General features: G+C 39.9%; 18 protein-coding genes, 5 tRNA genes and 3 rRNA genes. 2 read left to right on the forward strand and 24 right to left on the reverse strand.

The genetic code is table 11. The annotated features are described in order from the left end of the window. Window positions 1-61: 61 nt before the first annotated feature. The 17 genes from C1N55_RS19245 to C1N55_RS19325 all read right to left on the reverse strand — a co-directional run bounded on the left by C1N55_RS19245 (window position 62) and on the right by C1N55_RS19325 (window position 15,994). Window positions 62-340: an ArsR/SmtB family transcription factor gene (locus C1N55_RS19245; protein ID WP_137730292.1), complete on the reverse strand. Its 279-nt coding sequence runs from the start codon at window positions 338-340 to the stop codon at window positions 62-64. A 207-nt stretch (window positions 341-547) separates the two neighbouring features. Next, window positions 548-2,353: a glutamine--fructose-6-phosphate transaminase (isomerizing) gene (glmS, locus tag C1N55_RS19250; RefSeq protein WP_137730293.1), complete on the reverse strand. Its 1,806-nt coding sequence runs from the start codon at window positions 2,351-2,353 to the stop codon at window positions 548-550. A 602-nt stretch (window positions 2,354-2,955) separates the two neighbouring features. Then, window positions 2,956-3,480: a type 1 glutamine amidotransferase domain-containing protein gene (locus tag C1N55_RS19255; protein ID WP_137730294.1), complete on the reverse strand. Its 525-nt coding sequence runs from the start codon at window positions 3,478-3,480 to the stop codon at window positions 2,956-2,958. A gap of 133 nt (window positions 3,481-3,613) precedes the next feature. Then, window positions 3,614-4,966 carry a phosphoglucosamine mutase gene (gene glmM, locus C1N55_RS19260; RefSeq protein WP_137730295.1) on the reverse strand — a complete coding sequence of 451 codons (1,353 nt, stop codon included), beginning with the start codon at window positions 4,964-4,966 and terminating at the stop codon, window positions 3,614-3,616. Between the two features lie 79 nt (window positions 4,967-5,045). After that, complete coding sequence (locus C1N55_RS19265; RefSeq protein ID WP_137730296.1) at window positions 5,046-6,146, reverse strand: CdaR family protein; 1,101 nt, start codon at window positions 6,144-6,146, stop codon at window positions 5,046-5,048. Then, entirely contained in the window at window positions 6,139-6,975 is an 837-nt protein-coding gene (gene cdaA, locus C1N55_RS19270; RefSeq protein WP_137730297.1) for a diadenylate cyclase CdaA, read from the reverse strand. Before cdaA ends, C1N55_RS19265 begins: the two co-directional genes overlap by 8 nt. A gap of 330 nt (window positions 6,976-7,305) precedes the next feature. Further along, window positions 7,306-7,917, reverse strand: coding sequence for an anti-sigma factor family protein (locus C1N55_RS19275; protein ID WP_137730298.1), 612 nt, complete (start codon window positions 7,915-7,917; stop codon window positions 7,306-7,308). 12 nt (window positions 7,918-7,929) lie between these two features. Continuing rightward, complete coding sequence (gene sigW / locus C1N55_RS19280; protein ID WP_137730299.1) at window positions 7,930-8,493, reverse strand: RNA polymerase sigma factor SigW; 564 nt, start codon at window positions 8,491-8,493, stop codon at window positions 7,930-7,932. Window positions 8,494-8,646: 153 nt separating this feature from the next. Further along, the gene (gene rocF, locus C1N55_RS19285) at window positions 8,647-9,552 is read right to left on the reverse strand and encodes an arginase (RefSeq protein ID WP_137730300.1); all 906 of its coding nucleotides are present in this window, start codon (window positions 9,550-9,552) and stop codon (window positions 8,647-8,649) included. Between the two features lie 237 nt (window positions 9,553-9,789). Further along, a tRNA-Gln gene (locus C1N55_RS19290) sits at window positions 9,790-9,864 on the reverse strand. Between the two features lie 4 nt (window positions 9,865-9,868). Next, window positions 9,869-9,952 (reverse strand) — tRNA-Tyr (locus C1N55_RS19295). 14 nt (window positions 9,953-9,966) lie between these two features. Further along, window positions 9,967-10,042 (reverse strand) — tRNA-Val (locus C1N55_RS19300). Window positions 10,043-10,078: 36 nt separating this feature from the next. After that, window positions 10,079-10,153: transfer RNA gene (locus C1N55_RS19305), tRNA-Glu, on the reverse strand. Between the two features lie 193 nt (window positions 10,154-10,346). Continuing rightward, window positions 10,347-10,421 (reverse strand) — tRNA-Asn (locus C1N55_RS19310). A 472-nt stretch (window positions 10,422-10,893) separates the two neighbouring features. Continuing rightward, window positions 10,894-11,009 (reverse strand): 5S ribosomal RNA (rrf, locus tag C1N55_RS19315). Between the two features lie 74 nt (window positions 11,010-11,083). Then, a 23S ribosomal RNA gene (locus C1N55_RS19320) occupies window positions 11,084-14,003 on the reverse strand. Window positions 14,004-14,440: 437 nt separating this feature from the next. Next, a 16S ribosomal RNA gene (locus C1N55_RS19325) occupies window positions 14,441-15,994 on the reverse strand. Together the 16S, 23S and 5S rRNA genes with 5 tRNA genes alongside form the textbook arrangement of a ribosomal RNA operon. A 262-nt stretch (window positions 15,995-16,256) precedes the next feature. On the opposite strand from C1N55_RS19325, the gene C1N55_RS19330 reads away from it, so the two are divergent. Continuing rightward, window positions 16,257-16,910 (forward strand): hypothetical protein, encoded by a 654-nt coding sequence (locus C1N55_RS19330; RefSeq protein ID WP_137730301.1) that lies wholly within the window; start codon window positions 16,257-16,259, stop codon window positions 16,908-16,910. Between the two features lie 45 nt (window positions 16,911-16,955). On the opposite strand, the gene C1N55_RS19335 is transcribed toward C1N55_RS19330, so the two are convergent. After that, on the reverse strand, window positions 16,956-17,648 hold the full coding sequence (locus C1N55_RS19335) for a KinB-signaling pathway activation protein (protein ID WP_137730302.1): 693 nt from the start codon (window positions 17,646-17,648) through the stop codon (window positions 16,956-16,958). A gap of 365 nt (window positions 17,649-18,013) precedes the next feature. Between C1N55_RS19335 and gerD the strand changes: the two genes are divergently transcribed. Next, window positions 18,014-18,649, forward strand: a complete 636-nt coding sequence (gene gerD, locus C1N55_RS19340) for a spore germination lipoprotein GerD (protein WP_255502426.1) — start codon at window positions 18,014-18,016, stop codon at window positions 18,647-18,649. 51 nt (window positions 18,650-18,700) lie between these two features. Here the strand turns inward: gerD and C1N55_RS19345 are convergent, their stop codons facing one another. The 6 genes from C1N55_RS19345 to C1N55_RS19370 all read right to left on the reverse strand — a co-directional run bounded on the left by C1N55_RS19345 (window position 18,701) and on the right by C1N55_RS19370 (window position 25,183). Continuing rightward, entirely contained in the window at window positions 18,701-19,753 is a 1,053-nt protein-coding gene (locus C1N55_RS19345) for an Mrp/NBP35 family ATP-binding protein (protein ID WP_137730303.1), read from the reverse strand. Between the two features lie 84 nt (window positions 19,754-19,837). Beyond that, entirely contained in the window at window positions 19,838-20,689 is an 852-nt protein-coding gene (locus C1N55_RS19350) for a glycerophosphodiester phosphodiesterase (RefSeq protein ID WP_137730304.1), read from the reverse strand. 135 nt (window positions 20,690-20,824) lie between these two features. Further along, window positions 20,825-22,210 (reverse strand): ABC transporter substrate-binding protein, encoded by a 1,386-nt coding sequence (locus C1N55_RS19355; protein WP_137730305.1) that lies wholly within the window; start codon window positions 22,208-22,210, stop codon window positions 20,825-20,827. A 107-nt stretch (window positions 22,211-22,317) separates the two neighbouring features. Then, the gene (locus tag C1N55_RS19360; RefSeq protein WP_137730306.1) at window positions 22,318-23,133 is read right to left on the reverse strand and encodes a carbohydrate ABC transporter permease; all 816 of its coding nucleotides are present in this window, start codon (window positions 23,131-23,133) and stop codon (window positions 22,318-22,320) included. Then, entirely contained in the window at window positions 23,130-24,071 is a 942-nt protein-coding gene (locus C1N55_RS19365; RefSeq protein ID WP_137730307.1) for a carbohydrate ABC transporter permease, read from the reverse strand. The genes C1N55_RS19360 and C1N55_RS19365 overlap by 4 nt, the downstream gene beginning before the upstream one ends. Before the next feature lie 2 nt (window positions 24,072-24,073). Continuing rightward, window positions 24,074-25,183, reverse strand: coding sequence for an ABC transporter ATP-binding protein (locus C1N55_RS19370; RefSeq protein ID WP_137730308.1), 1,110 nt, complete (start codon window positions 25,181-25,183; stop codon window positions 24,074-24,076). Between the last annotated feature and the right edge of the window lie 75 nt (window positions 25,184-25,258).

Here is a 25,258-nt window from a genome sequence, read left to right on the forward strand (position 1 = left end):
TGATAATCTGGGTGCAGGCAATTCATCATACACATTTGTCAGAATTGCTGTTCCAATAAAATTATTCTATCCATCCTTTCAACAAATCCTTGAGTGGTTCATTGTTGAATACAAGTACTCGATATTTTCCCTTTCGCTCTGATATGACGAGTCCCGCCTCTTCCAAAATGGAAAGATGTTTTGCAATCGCTTGTCGCGAAATGGAAAGATTATGATTCATAATCAATCGTACTGTGAGCTCATACAACGTTTGCTCGTTGCCTTCTTTTAGTTCGTCTAATATTAGCCTTCTAGTCGAGTCGCCTAGTGCTTTGAAGATTGCGTCTTTGTTCCAATTCATCTCTTGAGTATAAGCAACTATTTGGTTGCTTGTCAAACATAAGAAACTATTTGGTTGTGTATGATTTTAGCTTTGCTTTTATCGATACAAACGCAATAATCTATATTAGTTTGAATATAAAAAATCGTATTTAAAAGGAGATAGTATCCTTTTAAATACGATTATCTATTTTAATTAAGATATAATTATTTTAAGTCTAGTCTAGTCTTATTCAACCGTAACGGATTTAGCTAGGTTACGTGGTTTATCAACGTCACAGCGACGGTGAAGTGCTGCATAGTAGCTGATTAGTTGAAGCGGTACTACAGATACAAGTGGTGTTAGTAATTGGTGAACTTTCGGGATGACGAAGCGATCGCCTTCTTCTTCGATTCCCTCCATTGAAATAATGCATGCGTTAGCTCCGCGCGCTACGACTTCTTTCACATTACCACGAATATTTAACGACACTTGCTCTTGTGTAGCTAAAGCAAATACTGGTGTACCCTCTTCGATTAGAGCGATTGTACCGTGCTTTAACTCCCCACCAGCAAAACCTTCTGCTTGAATATAAGAGATTTCTTTTAGTTTTAACGCACCTTCTGAACTTACATAGAAGTCTAAGTTACGTCCGATGAAGAATGCATTTCGTGCAATTTTTAAATAGTCTTCTGCAATTTGCTCTAGCTCTTCTTTCGAATCAACCATTGTTTGAATGCCGTTTGCAGCAATCGCTAATTCTTGTTTTAAGTCAAAATCGATTTCTTTCCCTTTTGCTTTCCCTGCAACATAAGCAGCAATCGAAAGTACAGCAACCTGTGCCACATATGCTTTCGTTGATGCAACCGCAATCTCGGGACCTGCATGTAATAACAATGTATAGTCCGCTTCACGAGAAAGCGTAGACCCCGGTACATTTGTAACTGTTAATGCTGGGTAACCCATTTCTTCTTTTACTTTCACAAGTACTTGACGGCTATCTGCTGTCTCCCCTGATTGGGAGATGAAGATAAATAATGGCTTTTCAGATAAAAGTGGCATATTATAGCCAAATTCACTTGAAATGTGAACCTCTACTGGAATTCCAGCAATTTTTTCGAAATATTGTTTTCCGATTAAACCTGCATGGTAACTAGTTCCTGCCGCAATAATATATAAACGATCCGCTTCTTTAATCGCTTCTAGAATATTGTCATCAATTGTTAAGTCATCATCAGAATTGCTATATGCTTGGATGATTTTACGAACAACAGCAGGTTGCTCATCCATTTCTTTCAACATGTAATGAGGGTATGTTCCCTTTTCAATATCACTTGCATCTAGTTCTGCTTTAAATGGTTTACGTTCAACAGGTTTGCCTTCTAGTGTTGAAATTTCAACTTTATCTCTGTGAACTAATACTACTTCTTTGTCGCGTAGCTCTACGAATTGATCTGTAACTTGCAGCATTGCCATTGCATCTGAAGCAACAACGTTAAAGCCATCTCCCACACCTACTAATAATGGAGATTTGTTTTTTGCTACGTAGATTGTATCCTCATCTTCTTGGTCAAGTAGTGCTAACGCATATGAGCCATGTAATAGGGATAACGTTTTACGGAATGCCTCTACTGTTGATAATCCTTCTTTTGCAAATAAATCAACTAGCTGAACAATAACCTCTGTATCTGTATCTGATTTCATTTGAATGCCTTTAAGGTAAGCTTTTTGCAATAAGTGATAGTTTTCAATTACCCCATTGTGAACTAAAGTATAGCGACCTGTTGTACTTTGATGAGGGTGTGCATTTAATTGGTTGGGTACCCCATGAGTTGCCCAACGAGTATGTCCAATTCCAATTGTTGCATCAATATCATCGTCTACGGCTGTACGTAAATCAGCAATACGCCCTTTTTCCTTAAACACCGTAATTCCTTCGTCGTTGCGAACAGCGATACCAGCTGAGTCATATCCACGGTATTCTAATTTCTCTAATCCTTTTAATAAAATTTCCTTTGCATCAATTTCACCATTATATCCAACGATTCCACACATAATATATTAATCCTCCATTTTTAAAGCAATACCAAAAAAGACAAACTAAAAAGAGTGAGCTTTAGAATACTATGCAGGAATTCTGTCTAATTCCTCTTCATAGGTATAGCTCTATGTTTTGATATTGCTTTTGCTATTTAGTTGCCTTTTCGTTTTTCTGTCCATAGAATTACTTCTACGTTTTAAAACGAAACTATCGACCGGGCATGCGATCGGGAGGTATCCGCCGAAGATTCGATAATCCTCCACCTCGTCAACTAAGGATGAAAACTACCATCCGATTTCCTTAGCTCAGGCGCTATAATTGTTTTCCTTTTTACTTGTATCGCGCTAAACCTTTCCTCCTTACGATGCGCTAGCTTGAAAATTTGAAGAAAACTGGAATATTCTTCAAAATGTTTTTTTCAAGCACCTTCATCATACAGAATATGCTTCAAATCGTCAATCATCCAGTCATATTTCCTAATTTCTGATATATTAATCTCTAATTTCAGCCACTAATTTCAACGATCACCTTCACTTTCATGTTGCCTGAAAAAATCCACTGGAGGCTCAAGCTGAAAGCATCCAGTGGATAGTTTAATTAGAAAATATAATTTAAACTATAGCTCTTTTTCTTTTAGTAAATTTACGATTTCACGATTGAATGCTGGTAAATCCTTTGGTGTACGGCTTGAAACAAGCTGTTTTTGGCATACAAAAACTTCTTCGTCATGGAACTTAGCCCCAGCATTTTCTAAGTCAACTTGAATTGACTTATAGCCCGTAATATCGCGACCTTCTAAAGATCTGGCTGTAATTAAAAGTTGTGGTCCATGACAAATAGCAAATACCGGTTTCATATCACTCATGAATTTTTTCGCAAATGCTACAACACGATCATCATCTCTTAATAAGTCCGGCGAGAATCCTCCAGGAATGAATAAAGCATCAAAATCGTCCGGGTTTACGTCATCGATTCCATAATCGATTTCTACACGAACTTCTCCCTGTTTTCCTCGAATCGCTTTATTTCCCTCTTTATCAATCGTTACGACTGTATGTCCTGCTTCTTGAAGTGCTTCCTTGGGACTCGTAAATTCAATATCCTCAAACAAATCAGTAATTAATGTGGCTACTTTTGCCATTTGCTATCACTCCTTTCAAACTTACTATTTCCCTTTTATAAGACAAATAAACAAAGAAAGAAGGATGTTCAATTAGAAAAACCAGTAAACTCGACTGTAGTTAATACAATTGGTTTACTGGTGATATTTTAAGTTATTCAGTTAGCCCTAATTCTTGACGAACAACGTCTGAAATTCGGTTTACGTAGCTTTCACATTCCTCTTCAGTTGCGGCTTCTACCATTACGCGAACAAGTGGCTCTGTACCAGATGGTCTTACCAATACTCGTCCATTTCCTGCCATTGCTGCTTCTACTTCTGAAATTGCTTTCGCAACTTTTTCATTTTGTGTTACAGCATGCTTATCCACTACTCGCACATTCACCAACTTTTGTGGAAATACTTTCATTTCAGCAGCAAGTTCTGATAAACGCTTATCTGTCGCTTTCATGATATTGACAAGCTGGATAGCCGTTAATAATCCGTCACCTGTTGTATTGTAGTCCAAAAATACGATATGGCCTGATTGCTCTCCACCGAGGTTGTACTCGTTTGCTCGCATTTCTTCAACAACATAACGATCTCCAACTGCCGTTTTCACACTTGTCATCCCGTTTTCATCTAGTGCTTTATAGAAGCCTAAGTTACTCATAACAGTTGATACAACCGTATTTTTCTTTAAACGACCTTTACTGTTTAAGTATTTACCGATAATGAACATGATTTGATCACCATCGACGATTTGTCCTTTTTCATCGACTGCAATCAGTCTGTCTCCATCTCCGTCAAATGCCAGACCTACATCAGCTCCACGCTCTAAAACAAGAGCTGCAAGTTTTTCAGGATGCGTTGACCCAACACCATCATTAATATTTAGCCCATTTGGCGATGAACCCATTGATGAAATATCAGCTTCTAAGTCTGCAAATAGATGTGTAGCTAACTGTGATGTTGCACCGTGAGCACAATCTAATGCTACATGGATTCCCAAGAAGTCTTCTTCCACCGTTTGCTTTAAGTATGAAAGGTATTTTTGTCCGCCCTCGAAGTAGTCACTTACCGCGCCTAAATCACCACCGACTGGACGTGGTAACGAATCCTCTTCTTGTTCGAGCAGATTTTCTATCTCAGCTTCCTGAGCATCAGTTAATTTAAATCCATCAGGACCGAAAAACTTAATTCCATTATCAGCCACTGGATTATGAGAAGCGGAAATCATAACGCCTGCATCAGCATTCATAACACGTGTTAGATAAGCTACACCAGGAGTACTGATTACACCTAATCGCATAACTTCTACTCCAATTGAAAGTAGCCCAGAAACTAATGCACCTTCAAGCATATGTCCAGAAACCCTTGTATCTCGTCCAATTATAACCTTTGGGCGTTCCGTCACATGCTTAGTAAGTACGTACCCACCAACACGACCCAATTTAAATGCTAGTTCAGGTGTTAACTCTGAATTGGCGACACCACGTACGCCATCAGTTCCGAAATATTTTCCCATTACTTTTCTCTCCTTCAATGCTAGACATTCCATGCTTCATATACAAAATCTTATCCTTTAAAGATTCTAAGAAATACACTTAAGAATTTGTATCTGTATTGTTTTCTTCGTCAGCAGGTGTTTCTTCTTCTGGAGTTGTCTCTCCAGTATTTGTTCCTTCTTCTACTACTTCTTCTTCTGGTTCTGTTCGTCCTGGCACAGGTTCTTGTCCATCTGCATTTTCATCCTCTGTTTCGGTTACTGCCTTAGTAACATTAGCTTGTACCTCAATGGTATTTTTTGAAACCTTCGTTACTCCATTTGGTAGAGGTACTTTCACTTCATAGGCACCAGATTTTTGAATTTCTGATATGTCAAATTCTACTTCTAACCTTGTGATAGGGTCAATAATTGATTTTGGACCAAACACTTCAATGACTTTCGTCTGAGAGGTTATGCTATTGATTGTAACCCCATCCATTGGTGTTCCTGTTTGCCTTATGGTTAGAGGTACTTTTCGACTATACTCTTTCACATCAACATTCACTTTAACTATCTCAGGGTCAATAGTCACATCTAGCTTGTTCAAGCTACTGTCAAGTACTTTCACATTCGCTTCTTTACTAAATGAATTTGTAATTCCTTCTTCACTATTGACCGTTGCTTTTACAAAACTAATACTTTCAATTACACTTTTAGCACCCGTAACAAAAACAGTGCTTGGCTCTGCTGTCATGCCAACTAGCTCGTAACCTTCTGCTATTAGACTGTTATTTATCTCTGGTTCTATTTTCACTTCTTCTGTTACTTTTTCCTCTATGCTAATATCAATGACTTTAGGATCAATGGTCACATCTAATTTAGGTGAAAAGTTTTCATGTTGAATTGTAACACTATGCTCACCTATTAGCAGTGAATTTAAGTCAACGAACACCTTAAAGTCTTTTGTTAACTTTGTTTTTAATACAATTTGCATCGGACCTTCGATTGTAACATCGACTGTTTCAGGTAACCCTGAAACAATTAGATTTTCAGTATCATAATAAACCTCTAGTGGAACATCTGTAATAATATCCATTTGTGGACTTGACGGAGAGGTTTGCCCGTCATCTAATTGAGCTTTCGCGTAAAAGAACAGTAAGAGGGCTAAAATGAGGGCTGTTACACGTAATGCCCAATAACTATCAAATAGTTTATCCATTTCTTTTCCCCCTCCAAGTCCACTTAGAGGCAAAATCCGAATCTTGTTCAGGTCCAAACCACAATTTTCTTAATTGTGTTTCGAATTCCTCTATTGATAGATTTCGATATAAATTACCGTTACGAGTTAAGCTGATAGCCCCAGTTTCTTCTGAGACAACAATTGTAATTGCATCCGTAACTTCACTTAAGCCAACTGCTGCTCGGTGACGCGTTCCTAGTTCTTTTGAAATAAAAGTACTTTCCGATAATGGTAAATAACAAGCAGCCGAAATAACTTTATCTTTTTGTACTATCACTGCACCGTCATGTAGTGGTGTGTTAGGTATGAAAATATTAATTAGTAATTCTGAAGTAATTTCTGCATTTAATTTAATTCCAGTTTCAATATATTCTGTTAAGCCCGTTTCATTTTCAATTGAAATAAGGGCACCTATTCGTCGTTTTGCCATATAGCTTACAGCCTTTTTCATTGCTTCTACTAAACGTGTTTGTTCATCTTCCAATTGCCCGGTTGAACGCTGAAAAATCTTTCCTCGACCTAATTGCTCCAATGCTCTTCTTATTTCAGGAGTAAAGATAATTATGATGGCTAAAAAACCGTAGTCAATTATTTCTTGCAGGAACCAACCGAGGGTATCTAAACCGAAAACGACAGTTGCGAACCTGGCAAAGATAATGACAAATATCCCTTTTAATAACTGAACAGCCTTCGTTCCTTTAATGAGGGTTAATAATTTATAAATTACGTACCAAACTAATAGTACATCTAATATGCTAAACACAATATTTACAGGCGTAAAGTCTGTAAATTGCTCAATAATTTGCATGTGGCATCCCCCACTTTTTCCTTGCTATTTCATTTATATCAATTACATCACGGTGTTATTACGCAAAAACGGAAAATTGTTAAACAATAAAAATCAATTGGATAAAATGATTGCTAGTACTATTATTACCTAATTAATGCAATAAATATATGCAGCCTTCAACCTTATCAGGCTGTCAAATTCCCGTTAAACGAATTTTGGGAAGCATCTAACTCTTACTTATTTTGATAAAAATAGTATACCATAATTCATACATATAAAGCTTTTATCAAGCAAAAAGTCTACTCCTAAAGAGTAGACTTTTTGCTTTTCTTATTTGATGGGGATACCTTATTCTTCAAACAAGTTCATAAAATCATTGCCCATGGCTTTCATCTCATACCACAGCCATTCAAATACCTGGTCAATTTCTTTTATTTGCCCTGTCACAACGGAAGTAGAGGCCATATATTCTCCGTTTATAACGATTACATCACCATCGACTTCACCTTCAATAATAAGATCGCCGTTTTTTACAACAATATCGCCTTTAACGACTTCACCTTCTGGCACAATAACAGTTTGCCCATCTACTATCAGATTCGGTTGTTTTGTAACCGAAAATTCATCATTTGAATAACTACTTAACATCGTTGCACTCATAAATAAGAAAAACACAGCTGCTGCCACCATAATTGGATGCCGTCTAAACCATTTCTGTATGCCTACCCTATTTTTACCTTTAGGTAGACGCTTCATTACTTTTTCCTCAAAATGCGGAGGTGCTGTAATATGAGCTGCACTCTTAACAAAAGCAATCGTGTCACTCAACTCGTGCATATGTTGTCTACAATCAGAGCACAATTGCAAATGTTTCTTCAGCTGTTGTTCATGTTCACGACTAATATCGCCATCTAAATATTCGTGCATATAGTCAACAATGTATTGTGGACACGTACTCATGCGGTTACCCTCCTACAGATTGTTTAATTGCTTTCTTAGCGCTTCACGCCCTCGATGGATTCTTGTTTTTACCGTTCCTAAAGGCATATCTAAGATTTCACTAATTTCTTGTAATGATAATTCTTCTATATATTTCAAGACGATGACTGAACGATACTTATCGGGCAGCCTACTAATTTCATACTGAATTCGATCCTGCAGCTCCATCTGTTGCACAGTTTCTTCTGGTAATTGTTCGCTTGATGCAATCTGCGAATACATATTCAATCCTTCTGTACCTGCTACTTCTGCATCTAAGTAATAATCTGGCTTTTTCTTTCTAATTCGATCAATACACAGATTCGTTGCAATTCGATACAGCCATGTTGAAAATTTCCTTTTCTGATCAAATGTATGAAGGTTTATGTATGCACGGACAAATGCTTCCTGCGAGATATCTTCCGCTTCTTGCTTATTGCCGAGCATACGATAGCATATTTGGTATAACTTGTGCTGGTAGAGGCTCACAATATCTGAAAATGCGTTTTGATCACCTTTTAGCACTTGCTTTATTCTCTTGTTCACTAACGCATCCATTTATGTTTTCCTCTCCACCTTTACGGCTTATTATTATGTACGCAAGACTTTAAAAAAAGTTTCGCGGATTTTGAGAGATTCTATAAAATTTTAATCCCTAAGAGTATAAATTAGTATATTTTACCAAAAAATACAAGAGCCGAAAACACTAAATTACACAAGCTTTTCACCAAGTAGCGATCCCATTAATGCAACAGCAACATCTGCAGTCTTATTTCGTTCATCAAGAATTGGATTAACTTCAACAAATTCAGCCGATGTAATAATTCCTTCTTCCTCCAGCATTTCCATTGCCAGATGACTTTCTCTGTATGTTATTCCCCCTGGTACCGGTGTTCCTACTCCAGGTGTATATAAAGGATCAAGTCCATCTAAATCTAACGATAAATGAATTCCATCTACTTTTCTATTCTTCAAATAAGCAATTGACTCTTCAATGATTCTCGTCATACCCATTCGGTCAATTTCATGCATCGTATATACTTTAATGCCCTTTTCTTTTATTAATTCTCGTTCTCCTGGGTCGACGGAACGAGCCCCTATAATAATAATATTTTCAGGTTTAACTTTCGGTTTAGGTCCACCAATATGAACTAATCGCTCGTCTCCTAAGCCAATACTTACTGCTAGTGGCATACCATGGATATTTCCTGAAGGTGAAGTTGAAGGAGTATTTAAATCTGCATGCGCATCATACCAAATAACACCTAAGTTTTCATAGTGTTTGGCTAATCCCGCAAGTGTACCGATTGCAATACTATGGTCACCACCTAAAACTAGTGGGAATCTCCCTTGTTCGATCACTTCAGAAACTTTATTTGAAAGCTGTGTACATACTTCCACAACCTCTTTTAAATTTTTTAAATTTGTATCCATTTGCGTATTGTTCAATGGTCGTTTCACTACAATATCGCCTTCATCTTTAATCTCATACCCAAGACTTTCTAATCTTTCAGAAACATCTGCATAACGAATTGCACTCGGCCCCATGTCCACCCCACGTCGTTGTTGACCGTAGTCAGATGGTGCTCCAATAATAGAAATATGTTTTTTCCCCAATTTAATGACCCCCTTGTCGATATTCTCTATTCTATATGGAAAAGCCCTAATGGCTCAACTCAACAAAATTTTGAATATTTATTCATTTATTATTCTTAATTTGGCTGCAAAAAATCATAAATGTGGCTAGTGAATCTAATAGGTTATATAGAAGAAGATATAAGGGTTTTTAAGGTAATAAAAAAATCCCCCACTCTATTGAGCAAAGGATTGGAATTATGTATTCTTGTTAAGAAATGGCTGGGGTACCAGGATTCGAACCTGGGCATGACGGAATCAAAATCCGTTGCCTTACCGCTTGGCTATACCCCAAAAATGGTGGAGGGGGACGGATTCGAACCGCCGAACCCGAAGGAGCGGATTTACAGTCCGCCGCGTTTAGCCACTTCGCTACCCCTCCAGATGAAAAAATTATGGTGGAGGATGACGGGCTCGAACCGCCGACCCCCTGCTTGTAAGGCAGGTGCTCTCCCAGCTGAGCTAATCCTCCATAATCAGGTAAGTATTTTCATCTATATAATATTATTGGTGACCCGTACGAGATTCGAACTCGTGTTACCGCCGTGAAAGGGCGGTGTCTTAACCACTTGACCAACGGGCCTATATATGTATTTTTGTCAATGTTTCGAACAAGACAAGATTTATAATAACATCATTTTTTTTCAAATGCAACTACTTTTAGCATCTTTTTTAAAATTAATTATAAAATCTAATTTAGCCTAAAATGAATTAAATCAAAATTATTTATTTTTAGTGTTAGATGCTAGCTTTTGTCTATTTTCTGGCAAAAAAAATGGCTCCGAAGGTAGGACTCGAACCTACGACCAACCGGTTAACAGCCGGTTGCTCTACCACTGAGCTACTTCGGAACAATAATATTCTATTCAATTATTTACTGCACATTTATTATTATAATAATTCAGAAAAAATATGCAAGTATTTTAACTAAAATAATTTAAAATTAAGAAAACTTTTCTAAGTTTGAGTGTACGAGAATATAGTATGTTAGTAATTGAATTTTTCTTCAAAACCTTGAATCTTTTGTTTGACTGGTTATTTCTTGTTCAGAGCTTTTATTGACAATTCCTTCACATTGACTTGATTTTTGGCTTCTGCAATCCACTAGCGCCTTCAGAGAAGGAAATTCATCTTATGACCTCTCTATACGATTATTAGTGTGTTCGTTTATACTAGCAGCTAAAATCCTTTCACTAAAAAATGAATCCGTTTATGTAATGATCTTTATTCCTCCATAATTTAAACCCCTTTTACTCTAAATAGAAGAGAACTCTAGGAAAAATAAAAAAGCCACTACTGACTAAATCAGTAACGACTTCTTGAGCCTAGCGACGTCCTACTCTCACAGGGGGAAGCCCCCAACTACCATCGGCGCTAAAGAGCTTAACTTCCGTGTTCGGTATGGGAACGGGTGTGACCTCTTTGCCATCATCACTAGACCTTTATTTAACTTATTATGTATAGAGAGTTTGTTCTCTCAAAACTGGATAAAGACATTGAATGCGTTCAAGATTTGGTTAAGTCCTCGATCGATTAGTATTCGTCAGCTCCATGTGTCACCACACTTCCACCTCGAACCTATCTACCTCATCGTCTTTGAGGGATCTTACTTACTTGCGTAATGGGAAATCTCATCTTGAGGGGGGCTTCATGCTTAGATGCTTTCAGCACTTATCCCGTCCACACATAGCTACCCAGCGATGCCTTTGGCAAGACAACTGGTACACCAGCGGTGTGTCCATCCCGGTCCTCTCGTACTAAGGACAGCTCCTCTCAAATTTCCTACGCCCACGACGGATAGGGACCGAACTGTCTCACGACGTTCTGAACCCAGCTCGCGTACCGCTTTAATGGGCGAACAGCCCAACCCTTGGGACCGACTACAGCCCCAGGATGCGATGAGCCGACATCGAGGTGCCAAACCTCCCCGTCGATGTGGACTCTTGGGGGAGATAAGCCTGTTATCCCCGGGGTAGCTTTTATCCGTTGAGCGATGGCCCTTCCATGCGGAACCACCGGATCACTAAGCCCGTCTTTCGACCCTGCTCGACTTGTAGGTCTCGCAGTCAAGCTCCCTTGTGCCTTTACACTCTACGAATGATTTCCAACCATTCTGAGGGAACCTTTGGGCGCCTCCGTTACCTTTTAGGAGGCGACCGCCCCAGTCAAACTGTCCACCTGACACTGTCTCCTACCCGGCTTACGGGTATGGGTTAGAATTTCAATACAACCAGGGTAGTATCCCACCGACGCCTCCCTCGAAGCTGGCGCTCCGAGTTCTCTGGCTCCTACCTATCCTGTACAAGTTGTACCAAAATTCAATATCAGGCTACAGTAAAGCTCCACGGGGTCTTTCCGTCCTGTCGCGGGTAACCTGCATCTTCACAGGTACTATAATTTCACCGAGTCTCTCGTTGAGACAGTGCCCAGATCGTTACGCCTTTCGTGCGGGTCGGAACTTACCCGACAAGGAATTTCGCTACCTTAGGACCGTTATAGTTACGGCCGCCGTTTACTGGGGCTTCAATTCAGAGCTTCGCTTGCGCTAACCCCTCCTCTTAACCTTCCAGCACCGGGCAGGCGTCAGCCCCTATACGTCACCTTACGGTTTTGCAGAGACCTGTGTTTTTGCTAAACAGTCGCCTGGGCCTATTCACTGCGGCTCTCATTGCTGAGAGCACCCCTTCTCCCGAAGTTACGGGGTCATTTTGCCGAGTTCCTTAACGAGAGTTCTCTCGCACACCTTAGGATTCTCTCCTCGACTACCTGTGTCGGTTTGCGGTACGGGCACCTCCCGCCTCGCTAGAGGCTTTTCTTGGCAGCGTGAAATCAGATACTTCGCTCTAAAGAGCTCCCCATCACAGCTCAACGTTACAGGAAGCGGATTTGCCTACTTCCACGCCTTACTGCTTGGGCGTACTCAACCAACGGTACGCTTATCTTATCCTACTGCGTCCCCCCATTACTCAAACGGCGGGGAGGTGGTACAGGAATATCAACCTGTTGTCCATCGTCTACGCCTATCGGCCTCGACTTAGGTCCCGACTAACCCTGAGTGGACGAGCCTTCCTCAGGAAACCTTAGTCATACGGTGGATGGGATTCTCACCCATCTTTCGCTACTCATACCGGCATTCTCACTTCTAAGCGCTCCACCAGTCCTTCCGGTCTGACTTCAACGCACTTAGAACGCTCTCCTACCACGGACATCTTAGATGTCCATCCACAGCTTCGGTGAATCGTTTAGCCCCGATACATTTTCGGCGCAGCGTCACTCGACCAGTGAGCTATTACGCACTCTTTAAATGATGGCTGCTTCTAAGCCAACATCCTGGTTGTCTAAGCAACGCCACATCCTTTTCCACTTAACGATTACTTTGGGACCTTAGCTGGTGGTCTGGGCTGTTTCCCTTTTGACTACGGATCTTATCACTCGCAGTCTGACTCCCGTGTATAAATATCTGGCATTCGGAGTTTGTCTGAATTCGGTAAAGCGAGATGCCCCCCTAGTCCAAACAGTGCTCTACCTCCAGTATTCTCTATCACGAGGCTAGCCCTAAAGCTATTTCGGAGAGAACCAGCTATCTCCAAGTTCGATTGGAATTTCTCCGCTACCCACACCTCATCCCCGCACTTTTCAACGTGCGTGGGTTCGGGCCTCCAGTGAGTGTTACCTCACCTTCACCCTGGACATGGGTAGATCACCTGGTTTCGGGTCTACGACCACGTACTAATTCGCCCTATTCAGACTCGCTTTCGCTACGGCTCCGCCTTCTCAGCTTAACCTTGCACGTAATCGTAACTCGCCGGTTCATTCTACAAAAGGCACGCTATCACCCATTAACGGGCTCTAACTACTTGTAGGCACACGGTTTCAGGTTCTATTTCACTCCCCTTCCGGGGTGCTTTTCACCTTTCCCTCACGGTACTGGTTCACTATCGGTCACTAGGTAGTATTTAGCCTTGGGAGATGGTCCTCCCGGATTCCGACGGAATTTCACGTGTTCCGCCGTACTCAGGATACACTCAAGAGAGAATGAACTTTCGACTACGGGGCTTTTACCCGCTATGGCGGACCTTTCCAGATCGCTTCGCCTAATTCATTCCTTTGTAACTCCGTATAGAGTGTCCTACAACCCCAAGAGGCAAGCCTCTTGGTTTGGGCTCTTCCCGTTTCGCTCGCCGCTACTCAGGGAATCGAATAATTTCTTTCTCTTCCTCCAGGTACTTAGATGTTTCAGTTCCCTGGGTCTGCCTTCAAGACGCTATGTATTCACGTCAAGATACTGTTCCATTACGAACAGTGGGTTCCCCCATTCGGAAATCTCCGGATCAAAGCTTACTTACAGCTCCCCGAAGCATATCGGTGTTAGTGCCGTCCTTCTTCGGCTCCTAGTGCCAAGGCATCCACCGTGCGCCCTTAATAACTTAACCTAATTCGGCTTCCAATACACATCATTATCCAGCGTCAACTGCGCTCACTCACATCCTCATGTACCTAAGTACACTGCGGTGTTCATTCGCTTGTTTCCTTGTCTAACTCGTGTCTTGAAACCCTCAGTTTATAGTTACTGCTTTTCTTATAAAAAGAAAAGACTTAAGAACTTTACGATAAATTACTTGAATTTTGTTGCTTTCAATGTCGTTTTATCCAGTTTTCAAAGAACAAATCAGCTGACTTCAATCACATCGTGACTAAACATCAGTGAAATACTCCGTGCAGATTTGCGACGAAAGCTTTGAATTACTTCCTAGCTTTTCTTCGCGGCAGGAGCACAATTTGAAAATTCATTACTGAACCTTCAAAACTGAACACAAAACGTTAATGTTGGTTTGACCAAAAGGTCAACCATTCCGTTAAATATCCTTAGAAAGGAGGTGATCCAGCCGCACCTTCCGATACGGCTACCTTGTTACGACTTCACCCCAATCATCTGTCCCACCTTCGACGGCTGGCTCCCAAAAGGGTTACCCCACCGGCTTCGGGTGTTACAAACTCTCGTGGTGTGACGGGCGGTGTGTACAAGGCCCGGGAACGTATTCACCGCGGCATGCTGATCCGCGATTACTAGCGATTCCGGCTTCATGTAGGCGAGTTGCAGCCTACAATCCGAACTGAGAACGGTTTTATCGGATTAGCTCCCCCTCGCGGGTTGGCAACCGTTTGTACCGTCCATTGTAGCACGTGTGTAGCCCAGGTCATAAGGGGCATGATGATTTGACGTCATCCCCACCTTCCTCCGGTTTGTCACCGGCAGTCTCCTTAGAGTGCCCAACTAAATGATGGCAACTAAGAACAAGGGTTGCGCTCGTTGCGGGACTTAACCCAACATCTCACGACACGAGCTGACGACAACCATGCACCACCTGTCACCACTGTCCCCGAAGGGAAAGCTATGTCTCCATAGCGGTCAATGGGATGTCAAGACCTGGTAAGGTTCTTCGCGTTGCTTCGAATTAAACCACATGCTCCACCGCTTGTGCGGGCCCCCGTCAATTCCTTTGAGTTTCAGTCTTGCGACCGTACTCCCCAGGCGGAGTGCTTAATGCGTTAGCTGCAGCACTAAGGGGCGGAAACCCCCTAACACTTAGCACTCATCGTTTACGGCGTGGACTACCAGGGTATCTAATCCTGTTTGCTCCCCACGCTTTCGCGCCTCAGTGTCAGTTACAGACCAGAAAGTCGCCTTCGCCACTGGTGTTCCTCCAAATCTCTACGCATTTCACCGCTACACTTGGAATTCCACTTTCCTCTTCTGCACTCAAGTCCCCCAGTTTCCAATGACCCTCCACGGTTGAGCCGTGGGCTTTCACATCAGACTTAAAGGACCACCTGCGCGCGCTTTACGCCCAATAATTCCGGACAACGCTTGCCACCTACGTATTACCGCGGCTGCTGGCACGTAGTTAGCCGTGGCTTTCTAATAAGGTACCGTCAAGGTACAGCCAGTTACTACTGTACTTGTTCTTCCCTTACAACAGAGTTTTACGATCCGAAAACCTTCTTCACTCACGCGGCGTTGCTCCATCAGGCTTTCGCCCATTGTGGAAGATTCCCTACTGCTGCCTCCCGTAGGAGTCTGGGCCGTGTCTCAGTCCCAGTGTGGCCGATCACCCTCTCAGGTCGGCTACGCATCGTCGCCTTGGTGAGCCGTTACCTCACCAACTAGCTAATGCGCCGCGGGCCCATCCTATAGCGATAGCGTAAACCATCTTTCAACATTTCAACAGGAGATGAAATGTATTATTCGGTATTAGCCCCGGTTTCCCGGAGTTATCCCCAACTATAGGGCAGGTTGCCCACGTGTTACTCACCCGTCCGCCGCTAACTTGACAGGAGCAAGCTCCCATCAAGTCCGCTCGACTTGCATGTATTAGGCACGCCGCCAGCGTTCGTCCTGAGCCAGGATCAAACTCTCCATAAAAGAGAAAATTTGATTAGCTCAAATTTTGCTGGCATCAATTTTGATGTCCAAAATTTCGTTTCCCTAAATTAATAGAAGAAACTATGTTCATTAACGTTTTGTTGTTCAGTTTTCAAGGTTCATTTTGTTACGTTATCGCGTTATCTTGCGGCGACTTTTCTATAATACACTGATTTATTCATGAAAGTCAACACTATTTCATAAGTTTTTTATGAGACTCTATTTTTCATTTTTAAAATTAGCTAATAAAAGGGGTAGATTCATGGTTCGCAAGCTTTTGGTAACAGCCGTTTTAGTGGTGATTGTAACATTATTTGTTTACCCACAGAGAGATTCGATTATTTCTGTGTTCCGCATGACTGATGAGCCACTAGTAATTTCTAAAGGAAATTATGGACAATCTTTAATTGTAGAAATTTCTTTTTCCCACGATGGTCTAGAGGAATGGTTACAAACGTTAAAACAGCCTTATCCATTATTGATGCTAGATGCAGATTGGATTGCCCGGTCACCTAAAATAGTGGAGCAACTAAAAAAACAGAACATCCCTACAGGACTTCTTGGTGGTAAGGGAGCTGAAAATAGTTATAGCATCGAAGATTTCAACAAAGACTTACAAATTTATGAGAAACATTTTAATAACAAGCCTCTTTGGTTTATGACTTCAGATTATGAATTTGGATCAAATCTACAACAATCAGTTTTTGACCAAGAAATAAATTTACTATCTCCATCTATGATTTACACAAAGGATACTTATAAAAAAACTGACGGCGCTATTTACTCGCTTAAGTTACACGAGAACAGTAAAGTTAACTTTGAAGAATATTCAAAGTTAATCGAAAATGAGAAATTCGTCTCTATAGAAGAAAATGTGTTTGGATATACAATTAAGACGAAAAAAATTCCAAAATAAGATAGAAAGGCTAAAACCATCAAGTAAAATGGTTTTAGCCTTTTTTTATGCATTCGCATTTGTTGATTTTGCTTTTCGCTCAAGCTTGCGTTCTTTTTTACGTTCTTCCAGTCTTTTACGATCTTCATCTGATTTCGAATTATATTTCGGCAATACTAATAATTGATAGGCATTAACTGCTATTAACGGGAACAATAATAAAGCAACGTATGTATCGATGTTACCTTGACGACCCATGAGCGCAATAATCCATTCTAAAGAAGTGATGACAATCATAAAGAAAATTGCTGATACTAGTACATGTTTTTTGCCTGTTAGTTGAACTTTTTTTATAGCTGTAGCTATAGCTGCAAAAATTAAGAAAACTAATAAGCCAATATAAAACAGCCAATCTTTTGCTCCTTGTGCACTTGGAGCAAAGCGGAATACAACTAAATCTACCAGGAGAATGACTACTAGAAGCATTTGTACCCAATTCCATAAAGTCAACGTCTTAAAGATTCCTACTCCTACCTGATGTAATGTTAAATAAGCAAAGAATCCTGCTTGGGCAATAACACTCATTGTACATCCTAATAAAATCATCCATCCAAAGGCGGCAAAAAATTCACCAAAGTCACCTGCTGCTATATATGGTTGAAAGAAGCTCCAGCGTACAAAAATTCCAGCAATACCAGTAACAACACCACCAATAAGCAGACACATCAAGAAGAATTTTACCCAATTTCGTATTGTCACGACTTAACGTCCTCCATTTATTAAATACTTTTATCCGTTCCAACGGAAATCATCCCATTTTTAGATACTCTAAATTGTTTATCTAATTAGGAGCTCGACTTATCATTAGAAAGCAGATTGACCAATATCCTGTTTTCCTCACAAACTTTACACAATTTTTTTGCTTTTCGCATTCTAATTATTATTTTACATGTAGAATCACTCTTATGTATCGCCTGAAAACAAGTAACTATTTAAAGTTCCATTTTATATTTTAACAATGCATTGTTAAAAAAGCTAATCGAAGTCACAATCGGATACATATTCTAAGCAGGGATTGTGAACAATAATTGAAAGAGAGAGCCTTTAAGAAAGGACTGATAAAATTGATTAAACGAATAGTTCCACTATTGTTCGTCGTTCTTATACTTGCGAGCTGCGCTGAGCCATCTAATCAATCGCTTTCCTATGAAGAAGTTAAAAAAATCATGATGGACTCCATTCAGACTGAAGATGGCAAAAAAGCTATTCGCCAATTGCTTCAAGATCCAAGTTTCCGGGATTTAATCGTACTTGAGCATGAAGAAGTACAGACAGCGATCAACGCTACGCTTTTATCTGAGGATTCAAAAGAATTTTGGACAAAACAATTTGAAGATCCATCATTTCAAGAAAATATAGCCAAAAGTATGAAAGAGCAGCAAAAAGAAATTATGAAAGAGCTTATAAAAGATCCATCCTACCAGGAAGATCTTATTTCATTCTTCGGACAATCCGAGATGCAAAAAGAGCTCGAAACAGTATTAAAAAGTGCCTCTCTTCGCAAACAAATGGAAGAGGTTGTCACGCAGACAATTGAAAGTCCTCTTTTACAAACAAAATGGCAACAACTTATTAAGGAAAGCGGCGGCGCTGCTTCAGGTGAAAAATCTGAAGAAGAAGGCGGCGGTGGCTCTAGTGAAGAAGAAGGCGGCGGTAGCGGCGGCGGCTCCGAAGAAGAGTCCGGCGGCGGTGGTTCATAAAGAAAAAACGGATTGTATACCTACTGGTACAATCCGTTTTTTTAATGCTTATTATGATAATTTATCGATAATTTTTTGAGCTGCCTCTAAATAAATTTTCCCAGTCGGATGGTCTTCTTCATAAACAGAGGGTGCAAAATCCTCACTTGTCCAATCAGGTTGTCCAAGCGGGATTTGACCTAATAATTCCGTGCGTAATTCGTCAGCAAGCTTTGGTCCGCCGCCTTGTCCAAATACGTATTCACGCTCACCTGATTTCGATTCATACCAAGCCATGTTTTCAATAACTCCTAGAATATCATGGTTTGTTTGTAAAGCCATGGCACCAGCTCGAGCTGCAACAAAGGCAGCTGTTGGATGAGGTGTTGTGACGATGATTTCTTTAGAAGAAGGGAGCATTTGATGAATATCTAAAGCAACATCCCCTGTACCTGGCGGCAAGTCTAAAAGTAAGAAGTCAATATCTCCCCATTCAACATCGCGGAAGAATTGGTCTAGTACCTTTCCAAGCATTGGTCCACGCCATACGATTGGAGCATTATTTTCTACAAAGAATCCCATTGAAATAACTTTTACCCCTTTACGCTCAACAGGGTAAATTCGTTCGTCTTTGACAACAGGCATATCTTGAATTCCCATCATGTCAGGAACACTAAATCCATAAATATCTGCGTCGATTAGCCCTACTTTTTTACCTAGTCTGCTAAGTGCTACAGCTAAATTAACCGAAACAGTTGATTTCCCAACACCACCTTTACCAGAAGCAATGGCCAAGAATTGCACTGTAGATAATGGAGACAATAAATCATGTACCTCTGATTCAGTAGCTTTGCCTCGGAATTGCTCCAAGTTTTCTTGAGATAGCTCTTCAAAACGAATCCCTACCGTGCTGGCCCCAGCTTCTTTTAATGCTTCTACAATTTTCATTTGTAATTGCATTTGCTCTGGCGTATTTGTTTTTGCTATCGCTACTTTTACACTGACATGATTTTTTTCTTCTTTAATGGATACGTTTATGATGCCATTTGTTTCAGCAAACGTTCTATGTAAAAAAGGATCTTGTAATTGTCCTAAAACCTCTCGGACCTGCTGTTCGTTTATCACTTGAAACACTCCCCTATTATTGTTTCTGATGTTAGTATAACATAGTGTAATTCTACTACTTATTTGAATTGCACTCCACTATAACTACTTGCCCAACAGCCGCTTAGTATAAGAAATGTTATCCGTAAAGTATCCATCTATGTTTAACTGTTTCATTTTTTCCTGCTGTTCTTCCATCGTCTCAGAATCATTGAAGAATACATGCACTTCTTTCCCTTGGCTATGCAGTGCATTAACGGCTTCAGCAGTTACATCTGTTGATTCCATACCAATCACAGGGAAATCTACTTCCAATGCTTTGTCTAATTCAAATTCTCCCTCTCTAAATAAAAGTGTCAAACGCAAATCAGGTGCTAAATCCGCCATTTTTTCTAAGCTTTCTACCGAGAAAGATTGAATGGCTACTTTTTCTTTATCCAATAAATTATAATCCGATAGCATTCTAACCAGGACTTCTTCCATAGCAGTTTCTCCGTAAACTAGTCGAGTCTCAATATAAAATTTTTGACTACCGCCAAAGGCTTGGAAAACTTCCCCTAAGGTCGGGATTTCTTCCATTGTAATTTCCCCATTATATAATCCTAGTGTGACACAGGATTTAATGTCCCTAAGAGTTAATTCACTCACCCTTCCAGTCCCATTTGTAGTTCTGTCAATGGTTTCGTCGTGCATGGCAATTAACACATTATCCTTTGTCATACGTAAATCAATTTCAATAGCGTCGACATTCTCCTCACTTGCAATTTTATAGGCTGTAATCGTGTTTTCGTTAAACTGATTGATCGCCCCACGATGGGCAAATATTTTGGGAGATGCTACAACTCCCGGCTTAGGTACTTCTTCTGCTTCCGGTTTACTTTTTCCAAGAAATCCGAAGAGACAAAGGAGCAACACGATTAATATCGTAAATAAAAAAATATCCCTTCTTTTGCTCATTCGTGATTTACACTCCCTTTTTTCATTTGTTTATTCTATGTAATTAGCGTTTTAGAATTTACTTTGCTTTTATCTTTTATTTTCTATATAGAAAAAGAATAAAACGAGAAAACCTCGCTTTATTCTCAACTCTACTTATTCACCGCGTGCGGCATTTGCTTTTTTAATTGCCTCATTGAACTGTTCCACAGCCGTATTATAGGCTTGATCTACTTCTCCACCATTATAAACTGTTTCTAGTGCAGTCTCCATGATTTTACGACCTTCTGGAAGCATATCCATTAAGGCACCTTGAGTCGCATACGACGATTTTGTATCTTGCAGCTGGTCAACTGTTACTTGTAATTGAGGTTTTTCTGCGTAAGCATCTTTTACAACCTGCTCATCATACGCAGCTGGGTTGATAGCAAAGTAACCTGTCCCGACATGCCACTGAGCTTGCACTTCTGGTGTCTGTAGGTATTTCATGAATTCCCAAGCGGCTTTTTTCTCTTCTTCAGGTTTACTATCGATCATCCAAAGGCTAGCACCACCAATGACAACACCTTGACGTTCCTTCGCTTCTGGATGTGGTAAGTAAGCAATTCCCACTTCAAATGGGGCATTATCGATTACATCTCTTGAACTTGCAGAAGATTGTAAGAACATCGCAACATCCCCTGCCAAGAATCCTGCAACCATGTTATCACCGTTTGTACCATAGTTTGCAAAAGTTCCATCATCAACCATTTGTTTTACCCAATTAAAGATTGATTTTCCTTCTTCTTCAGACCAACCGATTTCAGTAGGAGTATCTGAACGACCATTATCATTATTTAATAATAATGCCCCTTGGTTAGCTAATAGCTGTTCCCATAACCAACCATATGCTTGTAACGCAAAACCTTTCATATTTGGGTTAACTTCGGCAATCGCTTTATTGGCTTCAATAATTTCTTCAAATGTTTCTGGTGCAGCTTCTGGATCTAGTCCTGCAGCTTCAAAGGCTTCTTTATTGTAATACATAACTGGCGTTGAAGAGTTAAATGGCATTGAATAGAATGTTCCGTCCAACGAATAGTAATTCGTTATATTTTCTTCTAGTCCACTCATATCATATCCATCTGCATCGATAAATTCTTGGATTGGCGCGACTTGTCCACTGTTAATCATCGCTTTTGTGCCAATTTCAAAGGTTTGAATCATTGTTGGTGCACTATCACTACCGGCAACGGCATTGAATTTAGTTAAGGATTCGTCATAAGTTCCTTGATATTCTGCATTTACTTGAATTTCATCTTGTGAGCTATTGTATGATTCAACAATCGAGTTTAACGCTTCTTGACCGGCACCTCCCATAGAGTGCCAGAATGTAACGACCTGTTTTTCTTTTGGTTCAGAGTTTTCTGTTGTTTCACTTGCATTACCAGAATTTGTTTCTGCTTCTACTTCTGTTTCCGATGAACTTTCGCCTGAACTACATGCTGCTAATATAACAACAAGTAGCACCATTAAAGATGATAGTAAAAATTGTTTTTTCATTTTCCTACTCCTTCTTGGTTCATTTAATAATCTATATATTTATCCTTTTGTTTTCAAAAGGGATAAACCAGATAAAAGTGTTACTTTGGACTAAAAGCTAGTTGATGCTACTTTATAGCCCCTTCTGTCAAACCCTTTTGTAATTGTTTTTGTCCAAGGAACAACAAGATCAATGTCGGGATAATGACGATAATGGCACCTGACATAATTACTCCCCAGTCATTTAATTGCTCCTGAGTCTGTAATTGTTTTAAACCGATTTGCACTGTTCTAACTGTGTCGTTTGTCGTTGAAAGCAATGGCCATAGATACATATTCCATGAAGTTAAGAACCCATAGGCACCTAAAGTAACCAAACTCGTTTTGGCAACCGGCAGCACAACTTTTAAGTAGAATTTAAAATCTCCCATGCCAACAATTTGACTAGCTTCCCTTAACTCTTTTGGGATTTGCTTAAAGTTTTGACGAAGCAAAAATGTCCCAAAGGCTGTAGCGAAAAATGGAACAGTTAACCCCGGATATTTATCGATCCAATCTAGATCACGGATGATATGGAAATTTGGAATAATGGATGCTTCAAAAGGAACCATCATCGTGGCGATAAATAGAAAGAACAGAATATCCCTTCCCTTGAATTCTAAAAAAACAAAGGCATAGGCAGCTAAACTAGACAAAACCAATTGACCAATTGTTATGACTACCGAAACAACTAAACTATTAAATAAATATTTTAATAACGGGAATTGCTCGAAAGCTTTGACATAGTTATCGATTGATAGGGATTGTGGCAAACTCCCCGTCATAATATCCTTGTTATCCATGAAGCTCATGACAAATGCCATTAACGCTGGTGCGAACACGACAAGTGCCGAGATTGAAAGTAAACTATAAAATAGGATTTTTTTGCTGATTGGCATGGTCATTGATAATGAACCTTCCTTTCACCAAGCTTAAATTGAATAATCGTCATAATAAGGATGATGATAAATAAGACAATTGCTTGTGCACTAGCTGTACCAAATTGATAGTTTGAAAAGGCCTCACGATAAATCGAATAAACAATTAGATTTGTCGTGTTTTGAGGACCACCTTGAGTTAGAATATCGATTTGTCCAAACGTCTGAAAAGCATTAATAATGGTTACTGTAATCACGAAAAACAGTGTAGGGGACAGCATCGGAATTGTAATCCTTCTTAATTTATAAAAATAGCCTGCTCCATCAATATCTGCACTTTCATATAAATAAGAATCAATGGATTGTAAGCCACCAAGCAACACTAAAAAGGTAAATCCTAGGTTCATCCATATAGTTGTCACTGCAACTGCAATTAGAGCCCAGTTCGGGTCTGTTAACCAACCGATCGATTCGAAGCCTATTAACTTTAGAAGTTGATTTAAAAATCCGATTGATGGATGGAACATGTATAGCCAAAACACCGAAGCAGCAGCTACTGAAATTCCCATCGTTGATGAAAAAATAGTTCGAAAAAAGCCAATACCTTTTAGCTTTTCATTCGCTAATACTGCTAATAAAAGCGCGATGATTATTGTTGTTGGTACAGTATAGAGAACAAAGAGAAAAGTTGACTTCATGCTTTGATGAAATATAGGTGAAGTGAACATTTCGATATAATTTTGTAACCCGACAAAGACTGTTGTTTCACCTCGAGCATTTGTTAAGAAGAAGCTTAAGTACATTGTTTTAAATAAGGGATAGAATAAAAATGCTCCAAATAACACAATAGAAGGTAGAAGGAACAGCATTCCCTTTGTAAAACTCTTCACTCGTTGCTTCTTTTTCACATTTTCAAAATTAATCTCATGGATTCCTGTGGACGACGCAGAAACTGGATTAGTCATACTCATCTTTTCACAACCTCTTGTTTGTGAGTGAATGTTGCTTCTTGAATTAAGCTTCCAGTGTCAGCATCAAAGAAACACATGTTTTCTACAGATATATGTACCGGCACTTTATCTCCTACTTGAACTAACCATTGTCCAAGCCATTTTGCTGTCCACAGTTCTGTACCAACTTCAAAGGATACTAATGTTTCATTTCCTAAATGTTCTACATTCACGATTTCAACTATTTGAACGTGTTGGTTTTCTGTACCAGAGGGCATATGTTCGGCACGAATACCAATAACTAAATTTCGATTATGTAAGCTCTGTGGCACCTGTTGATCGAACGAAATCGTCAGTTCATTTTCAATAACAAGCATTGAGTTATTTAAAATCGCTTTTCCTAGATTCATTTTGGGGGAGCCGATAAAAGTCGCAACAAATAAATTGGACGGTTTATTATAAAGTTCTATTGGTTCACCAACTTGTTGAATAATGCCATCATTCAATACCATAATTCGATCGCCCATTGTCATGGCTTCCACTTGGTCATGTGTCACATAGACCATCGTTAACCCCAACTTTTTTTGAAGGCGACGAATTTCAATTCGCATATTTGCACGTAGCTTGGCGTCTAAATTCGATAATGGCTCGTCCATTAAACAAAGCGGCGCTTCACTAACGACCGCGCGTGCTAGGGCTACACGTTGTCTTTGTCCCCCGGATAACTCTCGTGGCTTGCGTTTTAAAAGCTCACTTAACCCCATCATCTGTGCCGTTTCTTCTAGTTTCTTCTTTTGTACTTGTTTATCTACTTTTTTAGCATGTAGCCCAAATAATATATTTTGTTCAACGGTTAAATGCGGATAAAGTGCATAGTTTTGAAAAACCATCGATAAATTACGATCCTTTGGAGGAAGATGGTTCACGATCTTTTCACTAATTTTCAATGCTCCTCCAGAAATTTCCTCGAGCCCTGCAATCATACGAAGCAGCGTACTTTTCCCTGAACCGGAAGGACCGACAAGAACGAAAAATTCACCTTTTTCAATTTTTAAATCAATTCCATTTAACACATTACTTTGCTTGTTATAGGATTTTGAAATGTCCATCAGTTCGATGTACCCCATACATAAACCTCCTTCATAGAACTAAGTCTATTCAACCATATCTGTTAGCTCAAAACGATGCATTTGGAAGCTTTT

Origin of the sequence: Lysinibacillus sp. SGAir0095 (assembly GCF_005491425.1) — a bacterium.
In the GTDB taxonomy this organism is placed as follows: Bacteria; Bacillota; Bacilli; order Bacillales_A; family Planococcaceae; genus Ureibacillus.

What these genes read in the sequence shown, in the direction of transcription:
- C1N55_RS19245 (WP_137730292.1), bottom strand. Translation starts at nt 340, where the DNA reads ATGAATTGGAACAAAGACGCAATCTTCAAAGCACTAGGCGACTCGACT.
- glmS (WP_137730293.1), bottom strand. Translation starts at nt 2,353, where the DNA reads ATGTGTGGAATCGTTGGATATAATGGTGAAATTGATGCAAAGGAAATT.
- C1N55_RS19255 (WP_137730294.1), bottom strand. Translation starts at nt 3,480, where the DNA reads ATGGCAAAAGTAGCCACATTAATTACTGATTTGTTTGAGGATATTGAA.
- glmM (WP_137730295.1), bottom strand. Translation starts at nt 4,966, where the DNA reads ATGGGAAAATATTTCGGAACTGATGGCGTACGTGGTGTCGCCAATTCA.
- C1N55_RS19265 (WP_137730296.1), bottom strand. Translation starts at nt 6,146, where the DNA reads ATGGATAAACTATTTGATAGTTATTGGGCATTACGTGTAACAGCCCTC.
- cdaA (WP_137730297.1), bottom strand. Translation starts at nt 6,975, where the DNA reads ATGCAAATTATTGAGCAATTTACAGACTTTACGCCTGTAAATATTGTG.
- C1N55_RS19275 (WP_137730298.1), bottom strand. Translation starts at nt 7,917, where the DNA reads ATGAGTACGTGTCCACAATACATTGTTGACTATATGCACGAATATTTA.
- sigW (WP_137730299.1), bottom strand. Translation starts at nt 8,493, where the DNA reads ATGGATGCGTTAGTGAACAAGAGAATAAAGCAAGTGCTAAAAGGTGAT.
- C1N55_RS19330 (WP_137730301.1), top strand. Translation starts at nt 16,257, where the DNA reads ATGGTTCGCAAGCTTTTGGTAACAGCCGTTTTAGTGGTGATTGTAACA.
- C1N55_RS19350 (WP_137730304.1), bottom strand. Translation starts at nt 20,689, where the DNA reads ATGAGCAAAAGAAGGGATATTTTTTTATTTACGATATTAATCGTGTTG.
- C1N55_RS19355 (WP_137730305.1), bottom strand. Translation starts at nt 22,210, where the DNA reads ATGAAAAAACAATTTTTACTATCATCTTTAATGGTGCTACTTGTTGTT.
- C1N55_RS19360 (WP_137730306.1), bottom strand. Translation starts at nt 23,133, where the DNA reads ATGACCATGCCAATCAGCAAAAAAATCCTATTTTATAGTTTACTTTCA.
- C1N55_RS19365 (WP_137730307.1), bottom strand. Translation starts at nt 24,071, where the DNA reads ATGACTAATCCAGTTTCTGCGTCGTCCACAGGAATCCATGAGATTAAT.
- C1N55_RS19370 (WP_137730308.1), bottom strand. Translation starts at nt 25,183, where the DNA reads ATGGGGTACATCGAACTGATGGACATTTCAAAATCCTATAACAAGCAA.